Consider the following 20,464-nt stretch of genomic DNA (forward strand, 5'->3'; position numbering starts at 1 on the left):
AGACGCTCGATCATTGGATCCGCCGCCGTGCCGGCAGGGTGCCGAAGGCACCGGCCTGAAGCCGAGGTGTTGTCATGGAAGCGCTGAACCTCGCGCTCTTCGTCGTCGAAGCCATCGCCTATTTCGTGCTGATGGTGACGCTTCTGCATTTCCGCCATCGGCTTGGCCTCGGCGTCTTTCTGACGGCGCTCGGCGTCATGCATTTCATGGAGACTTATCTGGCGGCGGTCTTTTACGTCTCGCTGCCGTTCGGCGATGTGTCGCCGGGCTCATCCGTCTTCTTCTCCGGCAAGCTGATGATGATCCTGATGCTGTATCTGTGGGAGGATGCCGCGACGGTGCGCCAGCCGATCTACGGCCTATTTCTCGGTAATCTGCTGACCGTCGGCATCGCCTGGGTGCTGCAACTGCACCAGCCGCTGCAGCTGTCGTCGAACCACACGCCCGACGTCGATTTCCTGAAAGAGATGGGCTGGCTGATGATTTGGGGCACGGCGCTTCTCTATGTCGATTCGCTCGGCATCATCCTGCTCTACGAAAAGCTCGGCGATTTCTTCCGCAGGCGTGTCGTCCTGCGTTTCATGATCTCCGGCTTTGTGCTGCTGACTTTCGACCAGATCGGCTTCTTTGCCGCACTGCACTATTTCCTCGATGTTCCAGTCGCCGTATTCTGGGGTGGCTTGAAGGCGAAGATGCTCTCCGTCGGCCTCTATGGGGCGATGTTTGCTGTCTATGAATATCGGATCCGCCGCCTTGGCGCTGACGCCGCCGCGCGCTCCATCAGCGACGTTTTCAGTGATCTCACCTTTCGCGAGCGCTATAATGACCTTCTGGAGCGCACCGGCCGCGATATGCTTACCGGCGTCTATGACCGCACACGCATGGAACTCGAAGCGCCGGTGATGCTGCGCGAGGCCTTGAGGCAGGGGCTGCTTGCCACCGTCCTCATTATTGACGCCGATCACTTCAAGGATGTCAACGATGGTCATGGCCATCTTCAGGGCGATGAGGTGCTGAGGGCGATAGCCGCCCGTCTCGGCACGACGCTGCGGTCCAGCGACCGCATCTTCCGCTTCGGCGGCGAGGAATTCGTCGCCGTCTGCCCCGGCACAAGCCATGAGGAAGGGTTGCTCCTTGCCGAACGCCTGCGCTGGACGATCGAGACCAGCGTCAAAACACCGGACGATAAGCCGGTCACGGTCAGCATCGGCGTTGCGACCGCTGACGAGGACGGCATAAGCTTTACGACGGTGCTCACCGCCGCCGACGGCAGGCTCTACGCGGCAAAGAAAAGCGGCCGCAATTGCGTCGTCGGCCGCTCCGCCATGGTGCAATCAAGTTAGGCGGCGGGTCGCGTCACCCACCGCAGCGCGGCGTTGCGCTGTTTGGGATGTTGAGAAATCGAACAGATTCCTTCAAGCCTATGGTTTTTGCCACCCTCAATGTGGCAATCGTCCTATTTCGTATTGCTCACCCGCGCCATGCGTAAGAGTTGGGATAAAGTAGCCGTAGCAAGGCTGGCTGCGCAGGGAGCGGGGGCTGGGCAGGTTTTGCCAACCCCTGCTGCAGTCAGGCGGCACGGAAGATCTTGGCGCCCGACGGCGCGCTCGTCATGCCGCCATCGACGGTGATTTCTATGCCGGTGACGTTGGCAGAATCGTTCGAGGCGAGATAGAGCGCTGCCTTGGCGATTTCCTCGGCTTCGCTCATGCGGCCGAGCGGGCTCAGGCCGCCCATGCGAGCCTCGAGCGCCGACATCGCATCTTCCGTTGGTGCCATCGGCGACCAGATCGGCGTCTTCGTGCCGCCTGGCGTCACCTGGTTGACGCGGATGCCGCGCGGCGCAAGTTCCGACGCCATATTGCGCGTCATGGCGCGCACCGCAGCCTTCGTCGCCGCATAGGCCGACCAGCCGGGAGCGCCGAGCACGGCATGCACCGAGCCGTTGAGGATCACCGAACTGCCGTCGCTGAGATGCGGCAGGGCTGCTTGCACGGTGAAGAACACTGCGGTCAGGTTGGTGTTGATGATCCGATTGAACTGCTCCGGCGATGTGTCACCGAGCGGTGTTGCGCCGCCGATGCCGGCGTTGGCGAAGACGATGTCGAACTTACCGACCTTCGCGGCCGCTTCCGCAAAAGCCTTCTCGGTGGCGACGGCATCGGTGACATCGACGTTCAGCGCCAGCACACCGGCCCCAAGCGCCTTTTCGGCGGCGGCAAGCGTTTCCGGGTTGCGGCCGGTGATCACCACCTTGGCACCCTCGTCGATGAAGACTTTGGCAGTCGCAAGACCGATACCGCTGTTTCCGCCGGTGATCAGGGCGACCTTGTTTCTTAGACGCATGATTCATGCTCCTCTTGGAAATGACAACGATCTGGATTACGATCGCTATCTATAAGGATTATGATTGCAATCCACATGAGTCAAGAGGCAATACGGGAGAGTCCGATGGGCCGTTCGCAGCTGGAAAAACAGAAGACGCACGAGAAAATCGTCGAGACTGCGTCAAAGCGGTTGCGCGAAGAGGGGTTGGAAGGCATCGGCGTCGCCGACCTGATGAAGGAGGCCGGGCTGACCGTCGGCGGCTTCTACAAGCACTTCGCCTCCCGTGACGATCTCGTCGCCGAAGCGATCGAGTCCGCTTTCGATTCATGGGGGCGCAGGCTGGAAGCAGAGGGTGTGGACCCCGCGAAGATGACGGCTGCCGATGTCGCCGATCGCTATGTCAGCGCCTATCATCGCGACAATCCTGGCGAAGGCTGCCCTTTCGCCGCGCTGACCTCCGATATCGCGCGCAGCAGCGAGAAGGCGCGGCGCATTGCCACGGAGCGGCTCGAACGCAATTTCCAGGCTTTGGCCGGCAAGGCCACCGGAGCAAATGAAGGGGAAAGACGGCGAAAGGCAATCATGGCTTTCGCCATGATGGCAGGCGGCGTCGGCCTTGCCAGGGTTTCCTCGGATGAGCCTCTTTCGGGCGAAATCCTGGAGACGATCCGGGATTTCGTCGCCGATATCGGCAAATGACGAACGGCCAGCAGGTGCCGGCCGTTCAATGGAGGATTCGGAAGCCGATCAGGCTGCGAGTGCGATTTCCTCGACGCGCGACTTGGCGGCGCCAATGGCCTTTTCGGCGGCTTCCGGGCCGAAAGCAAGGCCTTCGACATAGATGGTCTCGATGTCGGTGATGCCGAGGAAGCCGAGAACCGATTTGAGGTAAGGCACGGCATGGTTCAGGGGAGCAGCCGGTCCCTGCGAGTAGACGCCGCCGGAAGCAAGGACCACATAAACCTTCTTGCCGGTTACGAGGCCGACCGGGCCGCTTTCCGTGTACTTGAAGGTCACGCCTGCCCGGGCGACATTGTCGATCCACGTCTTCAGCGACGAATAGATGTTGAAGTTGATAAGGCCGGTGCTGATGACGATCGTGTCGGCGGCAAACAGCTCGGCGACGAGTTCGTCGGAGGTCTTGATCGCGGCCATCTCTTCGGCGGTGCGGGCTTCCGCCGGCTTGCGGATCGCGCCGGTGAAGAGGTCGTCGATATGCGGCAGCGGCGTGGCGGCAAGGTCGCGGCGGACGACGACGCTGCCCGGCTTCTGGTTTTTCAGCTTCTCGGCGAGATCGGCGGCGATCGGGGTCGAGAGCGATTCGGCACGCGGGCTGGACGTCAGAAGAAGAATGGACGACATGGATCATTTCCTTTCGAATTGAACGGAACGGCTCGTTGCTGGGAGATGAGCCGCGGTGTCGAACAGGAAAATAAGTCTGGCCTGCTATCGAAAAAACGGAGATAATGTCGATCGAAGCTATCGATGGAATGGATGGAAGATGCTTCCGAACCCCACCCTGGATCAATTGCAGGTGTTTTTGACCGTTGCCGAAACCGGCAGCTTCTCGGCCGCTTCGCGGGCATTGAACCGGGCGCAATCGGTCATCAGCTATACGATCGCCAACTTGGAGGCGCAGCTCGAAGTGCCGCTGTTTGAGCGTTCTGGCGCACGTCAGCCGAAGCTGACCGAGGCGGGCAAGGCGATGCTCGAGGATGCGCGTCGCATTCTCGGTGACCTGCAGGTCATGCGGGCTCGTGTCAAAAGCCTGAGGGAAGGTCTCGAAGCGGAGGTCTCCGTGGCCATCAGCGTCATGGTGCCCTCGCGGGCCGTGGTGGACGTGCTGCACGAATTCCGCGAGAGGTTTCCGACCGTTTCATTGAACCTCAACGTCGGCGAGCTCGGAATGGTCATGGATCTCATATTAACGGGCAAGGTGACGATCGGCATCGGCGGCGCTGTCCTCAAGCAAGATGATTCGCTCATCACCGAGCGAATCGGCCACTCCTTCATGTTGCCCGTTGCCGCGCCCAACCATCCGCTAGCCCAAATCAGCCGGCCCTTGACACTCGGCGACGTGCGCGAGGAAGTGCAACTCGTCGTTAGCGACGCCTCAGGCCGCACGAAGGGGCGGGATTTCAACGTCCTGTCCTACAAGACCTGGCGTGTCAGTGATATCGCGACGAAACATCAGCTTATCAAGGCCGGGCTGGGCTGGGGCGGTCTTCCGGCCTCGATCTTGCATGACGACTTGCGGAGCGGCGCGCTCGTCCATCTCGATCTGGATGCCTATGAGCAGGGCGAGTATGCCATCTATTCGATGCGCCAGCTCGCGAACCCGCCCGGACCTGCCGCCGCCTGGATGATCGAGGCGTTCCGCACCCGGCTTTCCTTCTGCCCCAACCAAGCCGATTTCCACGCCCAGATGGCGGAACTGCGCGACACCGTTTCGCCGCTTGCGGCCGAATGACGAAGGCGCGCGGCCGCGCCTTCGCTGTCTGTCTCCGCTTAAAGGACCAGCCGGAACTTCGAGAAGCCGTCGGCACCGTCGCCGGCCTCCTCGATCTTGACGCTCTTGACTGCAGCGAGGAACTGTTTTGCCTTCGGGCCGCTGTCGAAGGTAACGGTCGTGCCCGGCAGCGGCTTGAAGGTCCAGTTCGCATCGGCCGACGGATTGATCGTGCCTTGGTCGTGGACATAACGGACGATGACGTCGCGATTGGTATCAGGCGCCTGGAAGATCACCTTATCCGCTGCAATCTCCGGGAAATTGCCGCCGCCGCCGGCGCGGTAGTTGTTGGTGACGACGACGAACTTGTGAGCCGGATCGATCGGCTTGCCATTAAAGTTGAGATTCTGGATGCGGTTGGCATCCGGATTGATGGCCTTGCCGGAGGAATCATATTTCGGCGGCTGCGACAGGTCGATCTGATAGGTCACCCCGTCGATGACATCGAAATTATAGGACGGGAAGTCATTGTTGAGCAGCGGCGCATCCTTCGATCCGGCTTCGATATGATTGAACATGCCGGCCGACATTTCGAGCCAGTTCTTCACTTGCGCGCCGGTGATGGCGACCGCCTGCACCGTGTTCGGATAGAGGTAGAGGTCGGCGACGTTCTTGATGGCGATATCGCCGGCCGGAACGTCGGTATAATAATCCGCGCCGCCGCGACCGCCGGCCTTGAAGGGAGCCGCAGCCGAAAGCACCGGCAGATCCTTGAATTCGGTGTCGGCGAGCATCTGCTTGATGTACCAGGTCTGAGCCTGGCTGACGACCTGGACGGAAGGATCGTCGGCGACGAGCGCGAAATAGGAATAGAGCGGCGCGGAGGTCTTGCCGACGGGCGTGCGGACATAGGCGAGCGTCGCCTCATGCTCTGATTTGGCGGCCTCGACCACCTCTTTCTTGTCGGCGTAATCGGCGACTACTTTCTTCTTGTCGTCGCGATGATAGATCGGCCGGGCTTCCGAGGTGAAATCGACGATCTTCCAGCTGTTGCCGTCCTTTTCCAAGAGCAGGTCGATAAGGCCGAGATGCGAGCCCCAGAAGCCTGCCATCACGGCGGGCTTGCCATGCAGTGTGCCCTTGACCGGGTCGGCATTGGCGATGCCGTCCCAGCTCTTCGGACCGGGGAAGACGAGATGCTGGTGACCGGTGAAGATCGCGTCAATCCCGTCGACTGCGGCCAGATGCAGCGACGCGTTTTCCATTTTTTCGGACGGCGCGGCTCCGTCGATGCCGGAGTGGGAGAGTGCGATGACGATATCGGCGCCTGCCTCCTTCATCGCCGGGACCCAGGCTTTGGCGGCCTCGACGATGTCGCGCGTCTGCGCCTTACCCTCGAGGTTCTTGATATCCCAGAGCATGATCTGCGGCGGCACGAAGCCGATGAAGCCGATCTTGACCGGGCTCTCCTTGCCGGCGCCGTCCTTGATCTGCTTTTCCACGACGACGTAGGGTTTGAAGAAAAGGTCGTCCTGCTTCGGGTCCGAGGCGAGCTGACCTTTGGTCAGGTTGGCGCAGACGAAGGGGAAGTTGGCGCCCGACAGCACCTTGAACATGAAGTCGAGGCCGTAGTTGAACTCGTGATTTCCGAGCGTGCCGACGGTATAGCCGAGCGTGTTCATCGCCTTGATCACGGGATGGACGTCGCCGTCCTTCATGCCGTGCTGATAGGCCATATAGTCGCCCATCGGATTGCCCTGGAGGACGTCGCCATTGTCGACCAGCAGCGAGTTGACGGCCTCGGCGCGGATCGCGTCGATGATCGTTCCGGTGCGCGCCAGACCCATCGTGTCGTTCGGCTTGTCGGCATAATAGTCATAGGGGAAGACGTTGACGTGAATGTCCGTCGTTTCCATCAGCCGGAGATGCGCCTGGTTGGCGCTGGCGCGCGCGCTGAAAGGGTGCAGCAGCACGAGGGCGGAGGTGGCGGCAATGCCGCCAAGCAAGGAACGGCGGCTCATCAAGCCAACGTCGAAAATGGAAGACATGGAAGCTCTCCTTCAAAGATCGTGCATCGTCCGGCTCCTCAGAATTAGGACGATTTGGCGAGGAGTACACTGCGAAAATGACAGCACGGCAAACAATCAGTGGCAAAGGCGCAATGGTTTTGAAACGCAACTTGTAGTCTGAGGCAGTATCCCTTGGGAAGGGGCACGAGCAGGGTCGTGATTGCAAAGGACAAAGATTTCGGAGGCAACGCATCCAGTGCGGACGACAACGCGGAGACGTTTACGGCGGCGATACGGAAAGTCGCTGGCGGCGGCAGATCCTCAATCTACATCGCCCGCGGGCGGCACCAGCACCAACCGCAGCTCCTGACCGATCTCAGCCGCTCCTCGGCGTAATAGCGGTGCGGCCCTACGCTTTCAGCGTCGACGGATGAGGTGGGCGGTCGCCGCCGGTCGCGGCTCTCAGCTGACGAACCGCCAGCACCGGCCGTATTTCCTTATGGAAAAAGCGGAAATAGGAGGCGACCTGTGCCCGCGCATTCGAATTCACATCGAACTGCACGCCGATGCGGCCATTGTGCTTCCAGCGGATGATGCCTTCGAGCAGTCCGAGATTTTCGGCTTCGATGCGCACCTTGCTGCCGGAAGCGGCATGGAGCGGCGTCTTCGTCTCCAGGGCGGCGCCGGTCGCCGACAGGTTGAGAATGCGGACATCCACTTGGCTGTTCAGATATTTGACGCTGCCGAAGACACGGCAGTTTTGCCGGTCGGCCTTTCTTGCCGTGATTTTCAAGTTGCGGGTCATACTGTCTCCCTTGGATACAGTCGGAGAGCATAGCGCCCGAAAAATTGAAATGGTTTTAGTGGCTTGGCTAAAATTGCAGTGAAACTGTCAGTTAGGGTTACTGCATGTCACGGAGATGCGTGCAGCGATTCTGGAAGCCAATCTGTGTAAAACGGGCTAACGCAGGTCGACACTCAATCAACTGCGACGCCGCTGGCTTTGGCAGCCCTGCGTCCCACAACATGTTCGCGCCAGACCGTGAAGATGCCGGCGGCGACCACGATCGCCGAGCCGACGATCGTGTTGAGGCTCAGCGTTTCGCCATAGATCGTCACGCCGATGATCGAAGCGTAGACAAGCGACAGATAGGTCAGCGGCTGGACGGCGGCGGCATCGAGACTATCGTAGGCGCGGATGAGGAAATAATGGCTGGAAATGCTGGTCATGCAGACGAGCGCCATCCAGCCCCAGTCGCCGGATGACATCCAGCTCCAGTAGAACGGCCCGATCAGCGTCATCGCAACGGCGCCGACGACACCCGTATAGAAGAAGCTGGTCGTCGAAGAATCGTCGCGGCTGACGAGCCGTGTGGCGATGACGTAAAAGGCGAAATTGAAGCAGGAGGCGACGGCGAGAAGCAGCTTCACGTCGAAGAAATCGCCTTCCGGCTTCAGGATCAGCAGCACTCCGAAAAGCCCGGCGCCGATTGCCGCCCATCGCCGCCACCCGACCCGCTCGCCGAGGATCGGCATTGCCAGCAGTGCGATCAGGATAGGCGTCGCGGAAAAGATCGCCTGCGAACGGGCAAGGCCGATCACGGCAAAACAGGTGATGGCCAGAACCACCTGAACCGCAAGCAGCAGGCCGCGGGCCACCTGCAGGGCGGGGCGTTTGGTGCGAGCCGTCGCCTTGAGACCGCCGTGCATCTTCGAAGCGAGAATGATTGTGAAAAGCCCGAAGGCCCAGTAGCGGATCATCGTCACGAAGATCGGCGGATAGGCGGATGCCAGGTGTTTGGAGATGGCGTCCTGCAGCGAAAAGATGGTCAGCGCCAGCAGGGCGAAAATGTAACCGTGGGTCTTCGATTTCATGACATGCCAATCAGCGGGAGACGCCCGCGCGCGGCGAAAGTCTGGTCAGGCATTCGGAAAATAAGCAAGGCCTCAAAGCCCCACATTCGGCCTGTCGATGATTTCTCTAAGCGCGAAACTCGAATTGATCTTGACCACATGGGGAAGGGCCGACAGCCAGTCGCGATGGATACGCTCATAGTCTTCGAGATCGCGGGCGGCGACCCTGAGGATGTAGTCATATTCGCCCGACATCAGGTAGCAGACGAGCACGTTCGGGCAGAGCTTCACCGCTGACTCGAACTCCGCCAGCGTCTTGGCGAACTGGCCCGAGAGGGAAATATGCACGATGGCGATCATCTTGTAGTCGAGCGCCTTGTGCGAAAGCCGCGCATGGTAGCCGTCGATGACGCCGCTCCTTTCAAGAATGTCGAGCCGGCGCGAACAGGCCGAAGGGGAAAGCCCGATCCTTTCGGCGAGCTCGGCATTGGTGATGCGGGCATTGGCCTGCAAAACCTTCAGAATCGCAAGATCGATGGTATCGAGATCGGCCATTCGAAGAACCTTCGAAGAGAGAGGGCAAAGACGCAATAATCATCGAAAAATCGCGTTTGCGCAAACCGTCTTTGCAAGGACATTTCGCAGCCTTGGTGGTTGGATCGGTGGCAGAGGAGATCCGCGACCGCGGAGACAAAAGGAGAGGAACGCGAAATGCGTGTCGGTTGCCCGAAGGAAATCAAGAATCATGAATATCGCGTCGGCCTGACGCCTGCTTCGGTGCGCGAATATGTGGCGCACGGCCACGAGGTCTGGGTAGAGACCAAGGCGGGCGCCGGCATCGGCGCCGATGATGCCGCCTATGCCGCGGCTGGCGCGAAGATCGCCGCCTCCGCCAAGGATATTTTCGAAAAGTGCGACATGATCGTCAAAGTCAAGGAGCCGCAGCCTTCCGAATGGGCCCAGCTTCGCGATGGTCAGCTGCTCTACACCTATCTGCATCTAGCGCCCGATCCCGATCAGACCAAGGGTCTTCTCGCCTCCGGCGTCACCGCTATCGCCTATGAGACGGTGACTGACGAGCGCGGCGGCCTGCCGCTGCTGGCGCCGATGTCCGAGGTCGCCGGGCGCCTGTCCATTCAGGCCGGGGCGACTGCCCTGCAGAAGGCCAATGGCGGTCTCGGTGTCCTGCTCGGCGGCGTGCCCGGCGTGCTGCCGGCCAAGGTCGCCGTCATCGGCGGCGGCGTCGTCGGCCTGCATGCCGCCAGAATGGCCGCCGGACTCGGCGCCGATGTCAGCATTCTCGACAAATCCCTGCCGCGCCTGCGTCAGCTCGACGACATCTTCGCTGGCCGTGTCCACACCCGCTATTCCAGCATCCAGGCGCTGGAGGAGGAGGTCTTCTCGGCCGATCTCATCATCGGTGCCGTGTTGATCCCGGGTGCTGCCGCTCCGAAGCTCGTTACCCGCGAGATGCTGTCCGGCATGAAGAAGGGCGCCGTCATCGTCGACGTCGCCATCGACCAGGGCGGCTGCTTCGAAACCTCGCATGCGACGACGCATTCCGACCCGACTTATGAGGTCGAGGGCGTGGTGCATTATTGCGTCGCCAACATGCCCGGTGCAGTACCGGTCACGTCGGCGCATGCGCTGAACAACGCCACGCTGGTTCATGGGCTTGCGCTTGCCGACCGCGGCCTGCGCGCCATCGCCGAGGACAAGCACTTGAGGAACGGCCTCAACGTGCACAAGGGTCGTATCACCAACAAGCCGGTCGCCGAGGCGCTCGGCTATGAGGCCTTCGCACCGGAGAGCGTGCTCAACGTAGCGTAAGCTGCCTGACCCGCGGTCAGGTGAGGGCGCCGGTCTCTGTCAGGGCCGGCGCCTTTGCCTTGTCGATCCGACACTGGAAGCAATTGTTGCGCGCCGAACGCACATGCACATAGGCGATGTCGGCTCGTGCCAGCAGCTTTTCGCCATAGGCCGCAATTTCGCTGACCAGGGTCACCGCGCCGGTACCGTACACGATGCGGTTGTTCTCATTGTAGCCGCGGACGATGAAGTCGCGGCTCGTCGTCAGCACCGGCGGCAGAATCTCCTCGGCGGCATAGCGCCAGCAAGGCTGCTTGTGCAGGAAGATCGGCCCGGTTTCGGCATAGGGCTGCAGCGCCGGGAAGGGCCGGTAGGCGAAGACCAGCAGTTCCTCGCCCTCTTCGATATTCTGCAGACAATGGCGGCAAGGATTGCCGTCGCCGTCTGATATCATCGTCTCGGGCAGGTTGTCATAGGCATCACGGCCACCGTTCCAGAGGACTTCGGCATCGGCGGTCGGCATTGCGGCAAAACGAATGGCGGTCATGGAAAATCTCCTTGTGATCGCCGTGAAATTGCGCCTGGACCTCCGCCCGAGCCACCCGTTTCTTGCCTGTGTTGTCGTTTGCGGAGATCGTCGCGGCAAACTCAGTTTCCGAAGTCGGGGCATTCCTCGACGTTTGGAGGAAGTTTCTACCTCTCCTCCCTCATTCCTGTCCTCGCATCAAGTCCGAGGACAGGAATGAGGGCGGCGAGCGACTGGAAAGCAATCAAACCGTCAGCTTTTCCGCGCAAGCTCCAGAAGCTCCTTGTCACTCAGCGGCCGCACAATGCCGGTGCCGGTCGAGACAGGGGAAAAGCCGTACATCTGATAGAGCTGCAGCGCGCGCGGATGGTCGAGATTGTTGGTGGTCGTGGTGACGCGCTTCGGATCGAGCGCCCAGATGGCATAGAGCGCCTGCAGCAGAAACCATTTGCCGATGCCGAGCCCGAGCGCATGTTCGATCAGGCCGAAATGGCTGAGTTCAATCGTCTCCTCGTCCGCGCAGAAATACTCGTAGAAGCCGGCCGGTGCGCCGTTCACGTAGAGGACGCTGATATTGTTGCGCTTGTCGTTCAGCGTTTCTGCCAGTTGCTCGTCGCTCATGCGCAGCCGGTCCACCCACTGCCAGCGCGCGCCCACCTGTCGATAGAGATAGCGGTAAAAGGGCAGCGGTATGCCTGGCGCACGCATGATCGCAGTCTGGATATTGACGGGCACCGGCATGCTGGCCTTGGGCGCCGCCGTCATTTCAAGACGGGTGATATGAGCTTTGAGCGAAACGGGCGTCTTTGCCATGGCGGTCAGGCTTTGACCGGCGTCGGCGGACCGGTGACGACAGGCGTATCGTCACGACTGCCCCATTCGCTCCATGAGCCGTCGTAAAGCTTGTTGTCGTGATGGCCGAGGGATTCCAGCGCCAGGGTGATGATCGCGGCCGTGATCCCTGAGCCGCAGGAGGTGACGACCGGCTTGGAGAGATCGATTCCGGCCTCTTCGATGGTTTGCCTGAGTTCGGACAGCGATTTGAACCGGCCCTGGTTGGCGAAGACGCCGGAGGGCAGGCTTCGGGCGCCGGGCATATGGCCGGAGCGCATGCCGGCACGCGGCTCGGGTTCGGTAGCGGCGAAGCGGCCGGCGCTGCGGGCGTCGGCAATCTGCATCGCGCCGCTCGAGACGATGTCGCGCATGGTGTCCAGCGTGACGACGCGGCTCTCATCGAAGTCAGGCGTAAACGTCGCCGGGGCATAGTTGGGGGCCGCTGTTTCGAGCGGACGGCCCTCAGCCTTCCAGCCGTCGAGACCTCCGTCCAGGACGAAGACGTTCTTCGCCCCCATCACCCGGAACAGCCACCAGACGCGGGGCGAGGCAAACACGCCGATACCGTCATAGACGACGATGCGATCATTCTCGCTGATGCCGAGCTTGCCGACTTCGGCGGCGAAATAATCGGGCGAGGGGATCGTGTGCGGCAGCGCCGTAGAGTGGTCGGCGATCTTGTCCTGATCGAAGCGGATGGCCCCGGGAATATGGCCGGCGGCATATTCGGCATCGGCGTCGCGCTTTTGCGCCGGCAGGTAGAAGGAGGCGTCCAGCACGCGCAGATCCGGCTTGCCGAGCTCGGCTTGCAGCCATTCGGCCGAGACAACGAAACGGCTCTTGCTCTCAGTCATTATGGTCTCCCCTTATCAGGCTTCTACGCCGGGCGTGCCGAAGCGGATGCGGAAGCGCCGGTTCTCCTTGCCCTTCTTTTCGATCTTGGCGATGTGGATCTGACCGATTTCCTGCGTCTCCGAGACATGTGTGCCGCCGCAGGGCTGGCTGTCAATCGACGAGTTCTCGCCGATACAGACGAGGCTGACCCGACCAAGCCCCACCGGCGGGCGCACGTTCTTCGACTTGACGATGCCCGGATTGGCCGCCAGCTCGTCGTCGGTGATCCATTGCAGATAGACCGGGTGGTTCTGGCCGACCAGTTCCATCAGCTTGGCCGTGACCTCGTCCTTGTCGATCGTCTCGCTCATGTCGAAGTCGACGCGGCTTTCTTCCTCGCCGACGGCGGCTCCGGTGATCGGATAGGAGCAGATGACCGACAGCAGGTGGCAGGCCGTGTGCATGCGCATCAGCCGGTAGCGGCGCGGCCAATCGACATGCAGCACCAGCGTCTCGCCGACCTCCGGCCGCGGCTCGTTTTCGAGCGGCACGTGGATGATGACATCCTTGCCGGCGCCGTGTTTTGTCTGGCCCAGTCCGATCTTGGTTCCGTCGGCGCGTTCAAGCTGGCCAGTGTCACCGGGCTGGCCACCCGATGTGGCATAAAAGCAGGTCTGGTTGAGCTCGATGCCCCCGTCGTCGTGAACGGCAGTGACGACCGCCTCGCATGTCGAGAGATAGAAGTCGTCGCGATAGAGGGCATTGACGGGCATGAGGTCTCACACGGGCTCGTAGGGAACGTGTATGTCGGACGAACCAGTCATCCAGCCGGGAACGGGTAGTCCCTTCGATCGCAGAAAATCTGGATTGAAGAGCTTCGATTGGTAGCGGTTGCCGTAGTCGCAGAGGATTGTCACCACCGTGTGACCGGGCCCGAGATCGCGGGCGAGATTGACCGCGCCGGCAATGTTGATCGCTGTCGAGCCGCCGAGGCACAGCCCTTCGTTTTCGACGAGGTCGAAAAGATAGGGAAGAGCTTCGGCATCGGAAATTCGATAGGCATAATCGGGCGTGAAACCCTCGAGATTGGCGGTGATGCGACCCTGGCCGATGCCCTCGGTGATCGAGGATCCCTCGGATTTCAGCGTGCCGTTCTGGTAGAATTCATAAAGAGCAGCGCCGTCGGGATCGGCGATGCCGATCTTGACGTCGGGATTAAAAGCCTTGAGGCTGGCGGCGACACCGGCAAGCGTGCCGCCGGAGCCGACGGAGCAGATGAAGCCGTCGACCTTGCCGTCGGTATCGTTCCAGATTTCCGGCGCCGTCGTTTCGATATGCGCCTGGCGGTTGGCGACGTTGTCGAACTGGTTCGCCCAGATTGCCCCGTTCGGTTCGCTCTTCGCCATTTGTTCGGCAAGACGCCCGGACACCTTCACATAGTTGTTCGGGTTCTTGTAGGGAACGGCCGGCACTTCGACGAGTTCGGCGCCGAGCAATTTCAGCGCGTCCTTCTTTTCCTGGCTCTGGGTTTCCGGGATGACGATGACGGTGCGGTAGCCGAGCGCCTTGGCGACTAGCGTCAGCCCGATGCCGGTATTGCCGGCCGTGCCTTCGACGATGACGCCGCCGGGTCGAAGCAGCCCCTTCCGCTCCGCATCGCGGATGATGTAGAGCGCGGCACGGTCCTTGACCGACTGGCCGGGGTTGAGAAACTCCGCCTTGCCGAGAATGGTGCAGCCGGTCGCAGCGGAGGCGCCCTTGAGTTTGATCAGGGGCGTATTGCCGATGGCTTCGAGGACGGAGGGATGGAAGGTCATGGAATCTGCCTCTTTCGAACTCTTACTTTAGGAACGGTCTTTTCCCTTCACAAGGCTGTGTTGGCAAGAAATGCTATTCCATACCCCTGGTGGTCACGATAAAATTTCGCTTTCCTCATCCGAAATGGCCCGCGACGGCGATCCCACCGTGCCTTGGTGATCCGAAAACTGGCTTTCCCCGTATTGGATGACGACAAAGCGACAACGGAACACGGGCGGCGGGCCTGGCCGAAACCGACATGATTCACGATCAGATCGACACGATCGACGCATTGATGTCGCACTATGTCGCCGGTTCCTTGCCCGAGGGCTACGACGCGCGCCGGCCGGTCGACCATCCGACTCCGTTTAAGCCAACCCGAATGATTCAATTTAACCCGGAAAAGCTCTAGACGGGTCTTTCAACGACGAGCGCAGCCATTTCGGCCCCGGCGACATCTCGGTTGCCGACGAAACTGTCGATCACCGGCCGGTTGCCGAAAAGGACAGGCCTTGCATTGCCTTCGCGCTGTCCGACGGACCGATCCGGCTGACCCGGTCCTTTCGTCAAATGATCGGCGACCTGATCGGCTGAAAGCAGCCACAATGGTGTGATAGAGCCGTAAATCCGGGAGACGCAAAGAACTTCCGGGCCTGTTTCGTGCTGGTCAGGCAGAGCCGGAGGAGCATGTCATGCGTGATTTCATCGCCCGTCCCGAACATGGAATCGTCTGGATCTCGGGCGCGAGCTCAGGTATCGGCCGGGCGCTTGCGCTGAAGCTTGCCGGCGAAGGATACAAGGTCGCCGTCACCGCCAGAAGCCACGAAAAGCTGGTCGAGCTGCAGGCCGAAGCCAGCGGCCTTTCCGGGAATATTATCGTCCTCGACGGTGATGTCACCGATGCCGAGGACATGGAACATGTCCTGGCCTCTATCGAATATGAGCACGGCACGCTCGCAATGGCGATCCTCAATGCCGGTATCTACCTGCCGGTCCACGCCGAGGATCTGAACCGCGCCGATTTCGAAAAGAGCTTTGCCGTCAATCTTTCCGGCGTCGTCAACTGTCTGTTGCCGGCGATCCGCCATATGAAGGCGAAAGGGCAGGGACAGATCGCCATCGTCTCTTCCGTCACCGCCTATGGCGGCCTGCCGACGGGGGCTGCCTATGGCGCCACGAAGGCGGCGTTGATCAACATGGCCGAAAGCCTGAAATTCGATCTCGACAAGGTGGGCATCCGCATTCAGCTCATCAGCCCGGGCTTCGTCGACACGCCGACGGTGGGCAAGAGCGCCTTTTCTATGCCGGCGGCGCGGGTGTCGTCCGAGGAGGCTGCCCGCCAGATTGCCGCCGGGCTGAAATCGCAGGCTTTCGAGATCGCTTTCCCCAGACGCTTCACCACGATGTTGAAGCTGGCGCGTCTGCTCCCCTATGGCGCTTATTTCCCACTGATGAACTATCTGACTGGCTGGCGGCAGCGGCCGCCGCTAGATGGTCACCATCCGGTGATGCCACACCCTGCGGAATGATCAACGGTGCGGGAAGGCGGGTGGCCGGAACGCGCGGATCAAAAATTGCGAAGGCCGTCTTTGTCCGCCGCGACATGAAAAGGCCGGCATAAACCGGCCTTTTCCGAGGTGGTGCGCTTTTGCACGACATGTTTCAAAGCGGCGACTGCATGCTTAGTTGTCGTATTCGCGACAGGCTTCGCTGATCGATGCGCCGCTCTCACCGCCGCGCGTATCGACACCGGTCCCCTGCTGCGGCATGCCGGCGCATTCCATCGCCTGCGGCGGTCGGATGCTCTGGGTCGTGGTCGGATCGACGGGGGCGACCTGGACAGGGTGCATGCCATTGTCGCTGTTGGTGTAATCGGACGAATAGTTACCCGAACCCGGATCGGTCGAGCCGCCATTCGTCGGTCCGATGGGATCCGGATTCGACTGGGCAAAGGCTGACGATGCCATGCCGATCGCGAGCAGCGAAGCGGCAATGAGGGATTTGGTCATGAGGATATCCTCCTTTGATTTTCATCATGGATGACCTCTGTGTAACCACTTGCAGGATTCATTGTTCCGACGTTTTTTGAAAAACCTGCACGCGGACCTTGCATCGTTTACGAACCCCGAGGAACGCTGCCATGACCTGATCGGCTTGCGCCTCTCCTGTGACTTGATCCTCACCTAGGCTTCCTAAGACATGCAACGTCGCTGTCCTGCCCAGACTTGCAAAACGCTGCGATTTGCCGTTTCATCGCCGCCAGCAACGACCATCCGAAACTCCTCCTTAATGAGATACGCCCTTGTACCAGCCGATGCCCCACGGCTTCGAGAAGCCTTATGCCGCATTCCTCTTCGACATGGACGGCACCATCCTCAATTCGATCCTCGCGGCCGAGCGTGTTTGGAGCGACTGGGCAAGACGCCATGGGCTCGATGTCGCCGCCTTCTTGCCGAAGATGCACGGATCGCGTGGCATTGACACAATCACCCGGCTGAACCTGCCGGGCGTCGATCCGGAATACGAGGCAAGGCTGGTGACCGAGGCCGAAATTGCCGATGTCGGCGATGTCGTTGCCATTTCCGGCGCAGCCGCCTTCTTGGCTTCGCTGCCGCCGGATCGCTGGGCGATCGTCACCTCTTCGCCCTTGCGTCTTGCCCGCCGGCGGCTGGAAGCGGCTGGCCTGCCTCTGCCGAAATTCATGGTGACGGCGGAGGACGTGACGGTCGGAAAGCCCGATCCGCAATGTTATATTCTCGGCGCCGAACGCCTCGGCGTCAGCACGCGGGATTGTCTGGTGTTTGAGGATGTCGCAGCCGGCATCAAGGCCGGCGAGGCGGCGGGCGCCGATGTCATGGTCGTTACGGCAACCCATCACCAGAAGATGGAGACGCCGCATCCGACCATCTCTTCCTATGACGAGATCGCCGTCAACATCTCAGCCGACCATAAAATGCTTGTCGTCCCGAGCGCAGCCTGACATCCGACCTCCAGCATTCGCGCTTGCGCATTCACTCCGCGGCTGCGGCGAGACAGCGATCGATGATCCTGCCGATTTCGCTGCGGCAGGAACCGCAATTGGTTCCGGCGCTCGTTTCCTTGCCTACCTCTTCAACGCTATGGCATCCGCCTCGCACCGCGGCAGCGATCTGGTTGACCCCGACACTGAAGCAGGAGCAGACGGTCGCACCGGGATCCGGTCTGCCGCCGCCGGGACGGCCTGCGACCAGCGCAAAGCGTTTCCTGACGTCGCCATGCACGATGGAGAGTTGCGAGATTGCCCAGTTGCGAGCAGCGGCAACCGGCTCGCGTGCAAGGAACAGAGCGGCAAGCAGGATCTCACCATCGAAGAAGGCGAGCCTCAGGTCGCCGGATTGCCGATCCGCGTACCCCAGCGGTTCGATTGCGGCCGGAATGGCGAAGACCTTCCGGCACCAGGCCGTCCAGTCTTCGACAGCCTCGGTGAAGGCAAGCTCAAGCCGCCAACCGCCTGCAGCTTTCGCCACCGCCCAATAGGCCGCGTCGGGTGTGTCCGGTTTGATGGCAGAGACCGCGAATCCGTAATGGGTGGCGCGGAAGGGCCGAACGGCAACGGCAACATTCTTCGACGCCGGCTGGCCGGAAATAGGGTCGGTGATCGGCGCCACCACGGCGTCGATCCGGGCTTTTGCCGCGAACTGATCGTTCCAATGCATGGGTGCAAAAATGCCGCCGCGCGCCTGGCGGTCGGTCACCAGCGCCCGCACGATCGCTTTGCCCTGGGGGCTCTCGATCTCGACGAGGCCGGCGCTTGATATGCCGGTCTCGATCGCATCGCGCGGATGGATCTCGGCAAAGGGTTCGGCGATATGGGCGGAAAGCCGCGCGCTCTTCCCGGTTCGTGTCATCGTGTGCCACTGATCGCGGATGCGGCCGGTGTTCAGGGTGAAGGAGAAATCGGCATTGGTGCGATCCGTCGCAGGCGGTTTCACCGCGACGAAGCGCGCCTTGCCATCGGGATGAAAAAAGCCACCCTCGGCGAAGAAGCGGGTGACGCCGGGCTCTGTCCCCGCGGGCTGCGGCCACTGAAAGGGCGGCAGTTCATCATAAGCGCCGCCGCTCGTGCCGGCGTGGGCGCCGATGTCGAAATCGCGGCTGCCGTCATTTTCGAAGGCGGAAAGCGCTGCATGTTCGGCAAAGATTGCATCCGGCGCCTCGAAATCGAAAGCGACGCCAAATCCCATGCGCCGTCCGACCTCCGCAAGCTGCCACCAATCAGCCCTGGCATCGCCGGGGGCATTGAGAAACGGCCGCTGCCTGGAAATGCGACGTTCGGAATTGGTAACGGTACCGTTCTTCTCGCCCCAGCCGAGCGAGGGCAAAAGCACATGGGCATGCCGGGTCGTATCCGTGTCTCTCAGAATGTCCGACACGACGACGAAGGGACAGGCGGCGATCGCGCTTTCGACGCTGTCAGCATCCGGCATCGACACAACAGGATTGGTGGCCATGACCCAGAGCGCCTTGATGCGTCCATCGGCCACCGCACGGAACATGTCGACCGCCTTCAAGCCGGGCTTTGCGGCGATGACGGGCGAATTCCAGAAGCGCTGCACGCGGTCGCGGTCATCCGCATTCTCGATCGCCATATGGGCGGCAAGCATATTGGCGAGGCCGCCGACCTCACGCCCGCCCATGGCGTTCGGCTGGCCGGTCAACGAGAACGGTCCCATGCCCGGCCGGCCGATGCGGCCGGTAGCGAGGTGACAGTTGAGGATGGCGTTGACCTTGTCGGTGCCGGAAGAGGATTGGTTGACGCCCTGGCTGTAGCAGGTGACGACCTTCTCGGTCGTCTCGAACAGGCGGAAGAACTCCCTGATCTGCATGGCCGGCAGACCGGTCCGTTCCAGGAGATCGTTGGTGTCAAGCGCGGCTGCGGCCGCAAAAGCATCGCCGAAACCCTCGGTATGGGCGGCGATATAGTTCTGGTCGATCGCCGGGCTTGTCGCAAGATGCGCAAGCAGTCCCATGAACAGCGCGACGTCGCCGTCCGGGTGGATTGCCAGGTGCAGGTCGGCGATATCACATGTCATCGTCCGGCGCGGATCGATGACGACGATGCGCATGTTGGGCCGTGCCGTCTTTGCGGCGGCAAGCCGCTGGTAGATGACAGGGTGGCACCAGGCGAGGTTGGAGCCGGTCAGGAGCACCAGATCGGCAAGTTCGAGATCCTCATAGGTCCCGGGCACCGTATCGGCGCCGAAAGCACGGCGATGGCCGGCGACGGACGAGGACATGCAGAGCCTGGAATTGGTGTCGATATTGGCTGAGCCGATGAAGCCCTTCATCAGCTTGTTGGCGATGTAATAATCTTCGGTCAGCAGCTGACCCGAGACGTAGAACGCAACCGAATCCGGCCCGTGTTCGGCGATGGTCTCGGAAAAACGCTGTGCGACGAGATCAAGCGCCTCGTCCCAGTCGCTCTTTTCGCCGGATATTTCAGGATGGAGAAGACGGCCGTCGAGATCGATCGTTTCGGCAAGCGCCGAGCCTTTCGAGCAGAGACGGCCGAAATTCGACGGATGCTCGGGATCGCCCTTGATGCTGGCTGCGCCGGCCTCGTCGACCGTGGCAATGACGCCGCAGCCGACGCCGCAATAAGGACAGGTGGTCTTGACCTCTGTCGTCATTTATTCCGCCGCCATCATCAGACTTTCAAGCGCTATGAACAGAGCGCCGTCGTCGTTGCGGACCGGTATGGTCCGCACCGCGCCCTCATCGGCGCCGAGCGCCTTGCCGGTTTCGAGAGAGATCACCCAGTTGTGCAGCGGGCAGGTGACGGCCTTGGCGTGGACGATCCCCTGCGACAGCGGCCCGCCCTTGTGCGGGCAGTGATCCTCGATGGCAAAAACCTCGTTTTCCGCCGTGCGGAAGACGGCGATCTTGCCCTGCGGTGTCTTCACGCAGCGCGCGCCACGCAGGGGGATATCGGAGATGTCACCGATCGGGTGCCAGTTTTCATTGGACCAGGTCATATCAATCTCC

Annotated in this window: 20 protein-coding genes and 1 pseudogene; 7 read left to right on the top strand and 14 right to left on the bottom strand. The window is 61.3% G+C overall.

Features of this window, described 5'->3' with window-relative positions; all coding sequences use genetic code 11:
* The first annotated feature begins 74 nt into the window (after window positions 1–74).
* Entirely contained in the window at window positions 75–1,343 is a 1,269-nt protein-coding gene (locus tag FHT70_RS10610) for a GGDEF domain-containing protein (protein ID WP_183700844.1), read from the top strand.
* A gap of 226 nt (window positions 1,344–1,569) precedes the next feature.
* On the opposite strand, the gene FHT70_RS10615 is transcribed toward FHT70_RS10610, so the two are convergent.
* Entirely contained in the window at window positions 1,570–2,346 is a 777-nt protein-coding gene (locus FHT70_RS10615) for an SDR family oxidoreductase (RefSeq protein WP_183700846.1), read from the bottom strand.
* Window positions 2,347–2,451: 105 nt separating this feature from the next.
* On the opposite strand from FHT70_RS10615, the gene FHT70_RS10620 reads away from it, so the two are divergent.
* Window positions 2,452–3,027 (top strand): TetR/AcrR family transcriptional regulator, encoded by a 576-nt coding sequence (locus FHT70_RS10620; protein ID WP_183700848.1) that lies wholly within the window; start codon window positions 2,452–2,454, stop codon window positions 3,025–3,027.
* 48 nt (window positions 3,028–3,075) lie between these two features.
* Here FHT70_RS10620 and FHT70_RS10625 read toward each other — a convergent pair whose 3' ends face one another.
* Window positions 3,076–3,690 (bottom strand): FMN-dependent NADH-azoreductase, encoded by a 615-nt coding sequence (locus tag FHT70_RS10625; RefSeq protein WP_183700850.1) that lies wholly within the window; start codon window positions 3,688–3,690, stop codon window positions 3,076–3,078.
* Between the two features lie 139 nt (window positions 3,691–3,829).
* Here FHT70_RS10625 and FHT70_RS10630 point away from each other — a divergent pair, with 139 nt between their 5' ends.
* A complete protein-coding gene (locus tag FHT70_RS10630) occupies window positions 3,830–4,798 on the top strand; it encodes a LysR family transcriptional regulator (RefSeq protein WP_183700852.1) in 969 nt (322 codons plus the stop codon).
* A 38-nt stretch (window positions 4,799–4,836) separates the two neighbouring features.
* On the opposite strand, the gene FHT70_RS10635 is transcribed toward FHT70_RS10630, so the two are convergent.
* The 4 genes from FHT70_RS10635 to FHT70_RS10650 form a co-directional block, all read right to left on the bottom strand.
* Window positions 4,837–6,825, bottom strand: coding sequence for a bifunctional 2',3'-cyclic-nucleotide 2'-phosphodiesterase/3'-nucleotidase (locus tag FHT70_RS10635; protein ID WP_183700854.1), 1,989 nt, complete (start codon window positions 6,823–6,825; stop codon window positions 4,837–4,839).
* A 370-nt stretch (window positions 6,826–7,195) separates the two neighbouring features.
* Window positions 7,196–7,591 carry a PilZ domain-containing protein gene (locus FHT70_RS10640; protein ID WP_183700856.1) on the bottom strand — a complete coding sequence of 132 codons (396 nt, stop codon included), beginning with the start codon at window positions 7,589–7,591 and terminating at the stop codon, window positions 7,196–7,198.
* Between the two features lie 173 nt (window positions 7,592–7,764).
* Entirely contained in the window at window positions 7,765–8,661 is an 897-nt protein-coding gene (locus FHT70_RS10645; RefSeq protein WP_183700858.1) for a DMT family transporter, read from the bottom strand.
* Between the two features lie 72 nt (window positions 8,662–8,733).
* Window positions 8,734–9,195, bottom strand: coding sequence for an Lrp/AsnC family transcriptional regulator (locus tag FHT70_RS10650; RefSeq protein ID WP_097598696.1), 462 nt, complete (start codon window positions 9,193–9,195; stop codon window positions 8,734–8,736).
* Window positions 9,196–9,351: 156 nt separating this feature from the next.
* Between FHT70_RS10650 and ald the strand changes: the two genes are divergently transcribed.
* The gene (ald, locus tag FHT70_RS10655; protein WP_097598695.1) at window positions 9,352–10,470 is read left to right on the top strand and encodes an alanine dehydrogenase; all 1,119 of its coding nucleotides are present in this window, start codon (window positions 9,352–9,354) and stop codon (window positions 10,468–10,470) included.
* A gap of 16 nt (window positions 10,471–10,486) precedes the next feature.
* Here the strand turns inward: ald and FHT70_RS10660 are convergent, their stop codons facing one another.
* The 5 genes from FHT70_RS10660 to FHT70_RS10680 all read right to left on the bottom strand — a co-directional run bounded on the left by FHT70_RS10660 (window position 10,487) and on the right by FHT70_RS10680 (window position 14,460).
* A complete protein-coding gene (locus FHT70_RS10660; protein ID WP_183700859.1) occupies window positions 10,487–10,996 on the bottom strand; it encodes a DUF1203 domain-containing protein in 510 nt (169 codons plus the stop codon).
* Window positions 10,997–11,227: 231 nt separating this feature from the next.
* Window positions 11,228–11,788, bottom strand: a complete 561-nt coding sequence (locus tag FHT70_RS10665) for a GNAT family N-acetyltransferase (RefSeq protein ID WP_183700861.1) — start codon at window positions 11,786–11,788, stop codon at window positions 11,228–11,230.
* A 5-nt stretch (window positions 11,789–11,793) separates the two neighbouring features.
* Window positions 11,794–12,663 carry a 3-mercaptopyruvate sulfurtransferase gene (gene sseA, locus FHT70_RS10670; protein ID WP_183700863.1) on the bottom strand — a complete coding sequence of 290 codons (870 nt, stop codon included), beginning with the start codon at window positions 12,661–12,663 and terminating at the stop codon, window positions 11,794–11,796.
* Window positions 12,664–12,678: 15 nt separating this feature from the next.
* Complete coding sequence (locus FHT70_RS10675) at window positions 12,679–13,416, bottom strand: alanyl-tRNA editing protein (RefSeq protein WP_183700864.1); 738 nt, start codon at window positions 13,414–13,416, stop codon at window positions 12,679–12,681.
* 6 nt (window positions 13,417–13,422) lie between these two features.
* On the bottom strand, window positions 13,423–14,460 hold the full coding sequence (locus FHT70_RS10680) for a cysteine synthase A (RefSeq protein ID WP_183700866.1): 1,038 nt from the start codon (window positions 14,458–14,460) through the stop codon (window positions 13,423–13,425).
* A gap of 224 nt (window positions 14,461–14,684) precedes the next feature.
* On the opposite strand from FHT70_RS10680, the pseudogene FHT70_RS10685 reads away from it, so the two are divergent.
* A pseudogene (locus tag FHT70_RS10685) lies at window positions 14,685–15,034 on the top strand (hypothetical protein).
* A gap of 98 nt (window positions 15,035–15,132) precedes the next feature.
* A complete protein-coding gene (locus tag FHT70_RS10690) occupies window positions 15,133–15,969 on the top strand; it encodes an SDR family NAD(P)-dependent oxidoreductase (RefSeq protein ID WP_183700868.1) in 837 nt (278 codons plus the stop codon).
* Window positions 15,970–16,122: 153 nt separating this feature from the next.
* Here FHT70_RS10690 and FHT70_RS10695 read toward each other — a convergent pair whose 3' ends face one another.
* Window positions 16,123–16,449, bottom strand: a complete 327-nt coding sequence (locus tag FHT70_RS10695) for a hypothetical protein (protein ID WP_097598688.1) — start codon at window positions 16,447–16,449, stop codon at window positions 16,123–16,125.
* A 293-nt stretch (window positions 16,450–16,742) separates the two neighbouring features.
* Between FHT70_RS10695 and FHT70_RS10700 the strand changes: the two genes are divergently transcribed.
* Entirely contained in the window at window positions 16,743–17,420 is a 678-nt protein-coding gene (locus FHT70_RS10700; protein ID WP_183700870.1) for an HAD family hydrolase, read from the top strand.
* A 31-nt stretch (window positions 17,421–17,451) separates the two neighbouring features.
* On the opposite strand, the gene FHT70_RS10705 is transcribed toward FHT70_RS10700, so the two are convergent.
* Together FHT70_RS10705 and nirD are read right to left on the bottom strand one after the other, a co-directional pair.
* Window positions 17,452–20,109: a nitrate reductase gene (locus tag FHT70_RS10705; RefSeq protein WP_183700872.1), complete on the bottom strand. Its 2,658-nt coding sequence runs from the start codon at window positions 20,107–20,109 to the stop codon at window positions 17,452–17,454.
* Window positions 20,110–20,454: a nitrite reductase small subunit NirD gene (nirD, locus tag FHT70_RS10710; protein ID WP_097598685.1), complete on the bottom strand. Its 345-nt coding sequence runs from the start codon at window positions 20,452–20,454 to the stop codon at window positions 20,110–20,112.
* Window positions 20,455–20,464: the final 10 nt, after the last annotated feature.

Origin of the sequence: Rhizobium sp. BK049 (genome assembly GCF_014193135.1) — a bacterium.
Classification (GTDB): Bacteria; Pseudomonadota; Alphaproteobacteria; order Rhizobiales; family Rhizobiaceae; genus Rhizobium.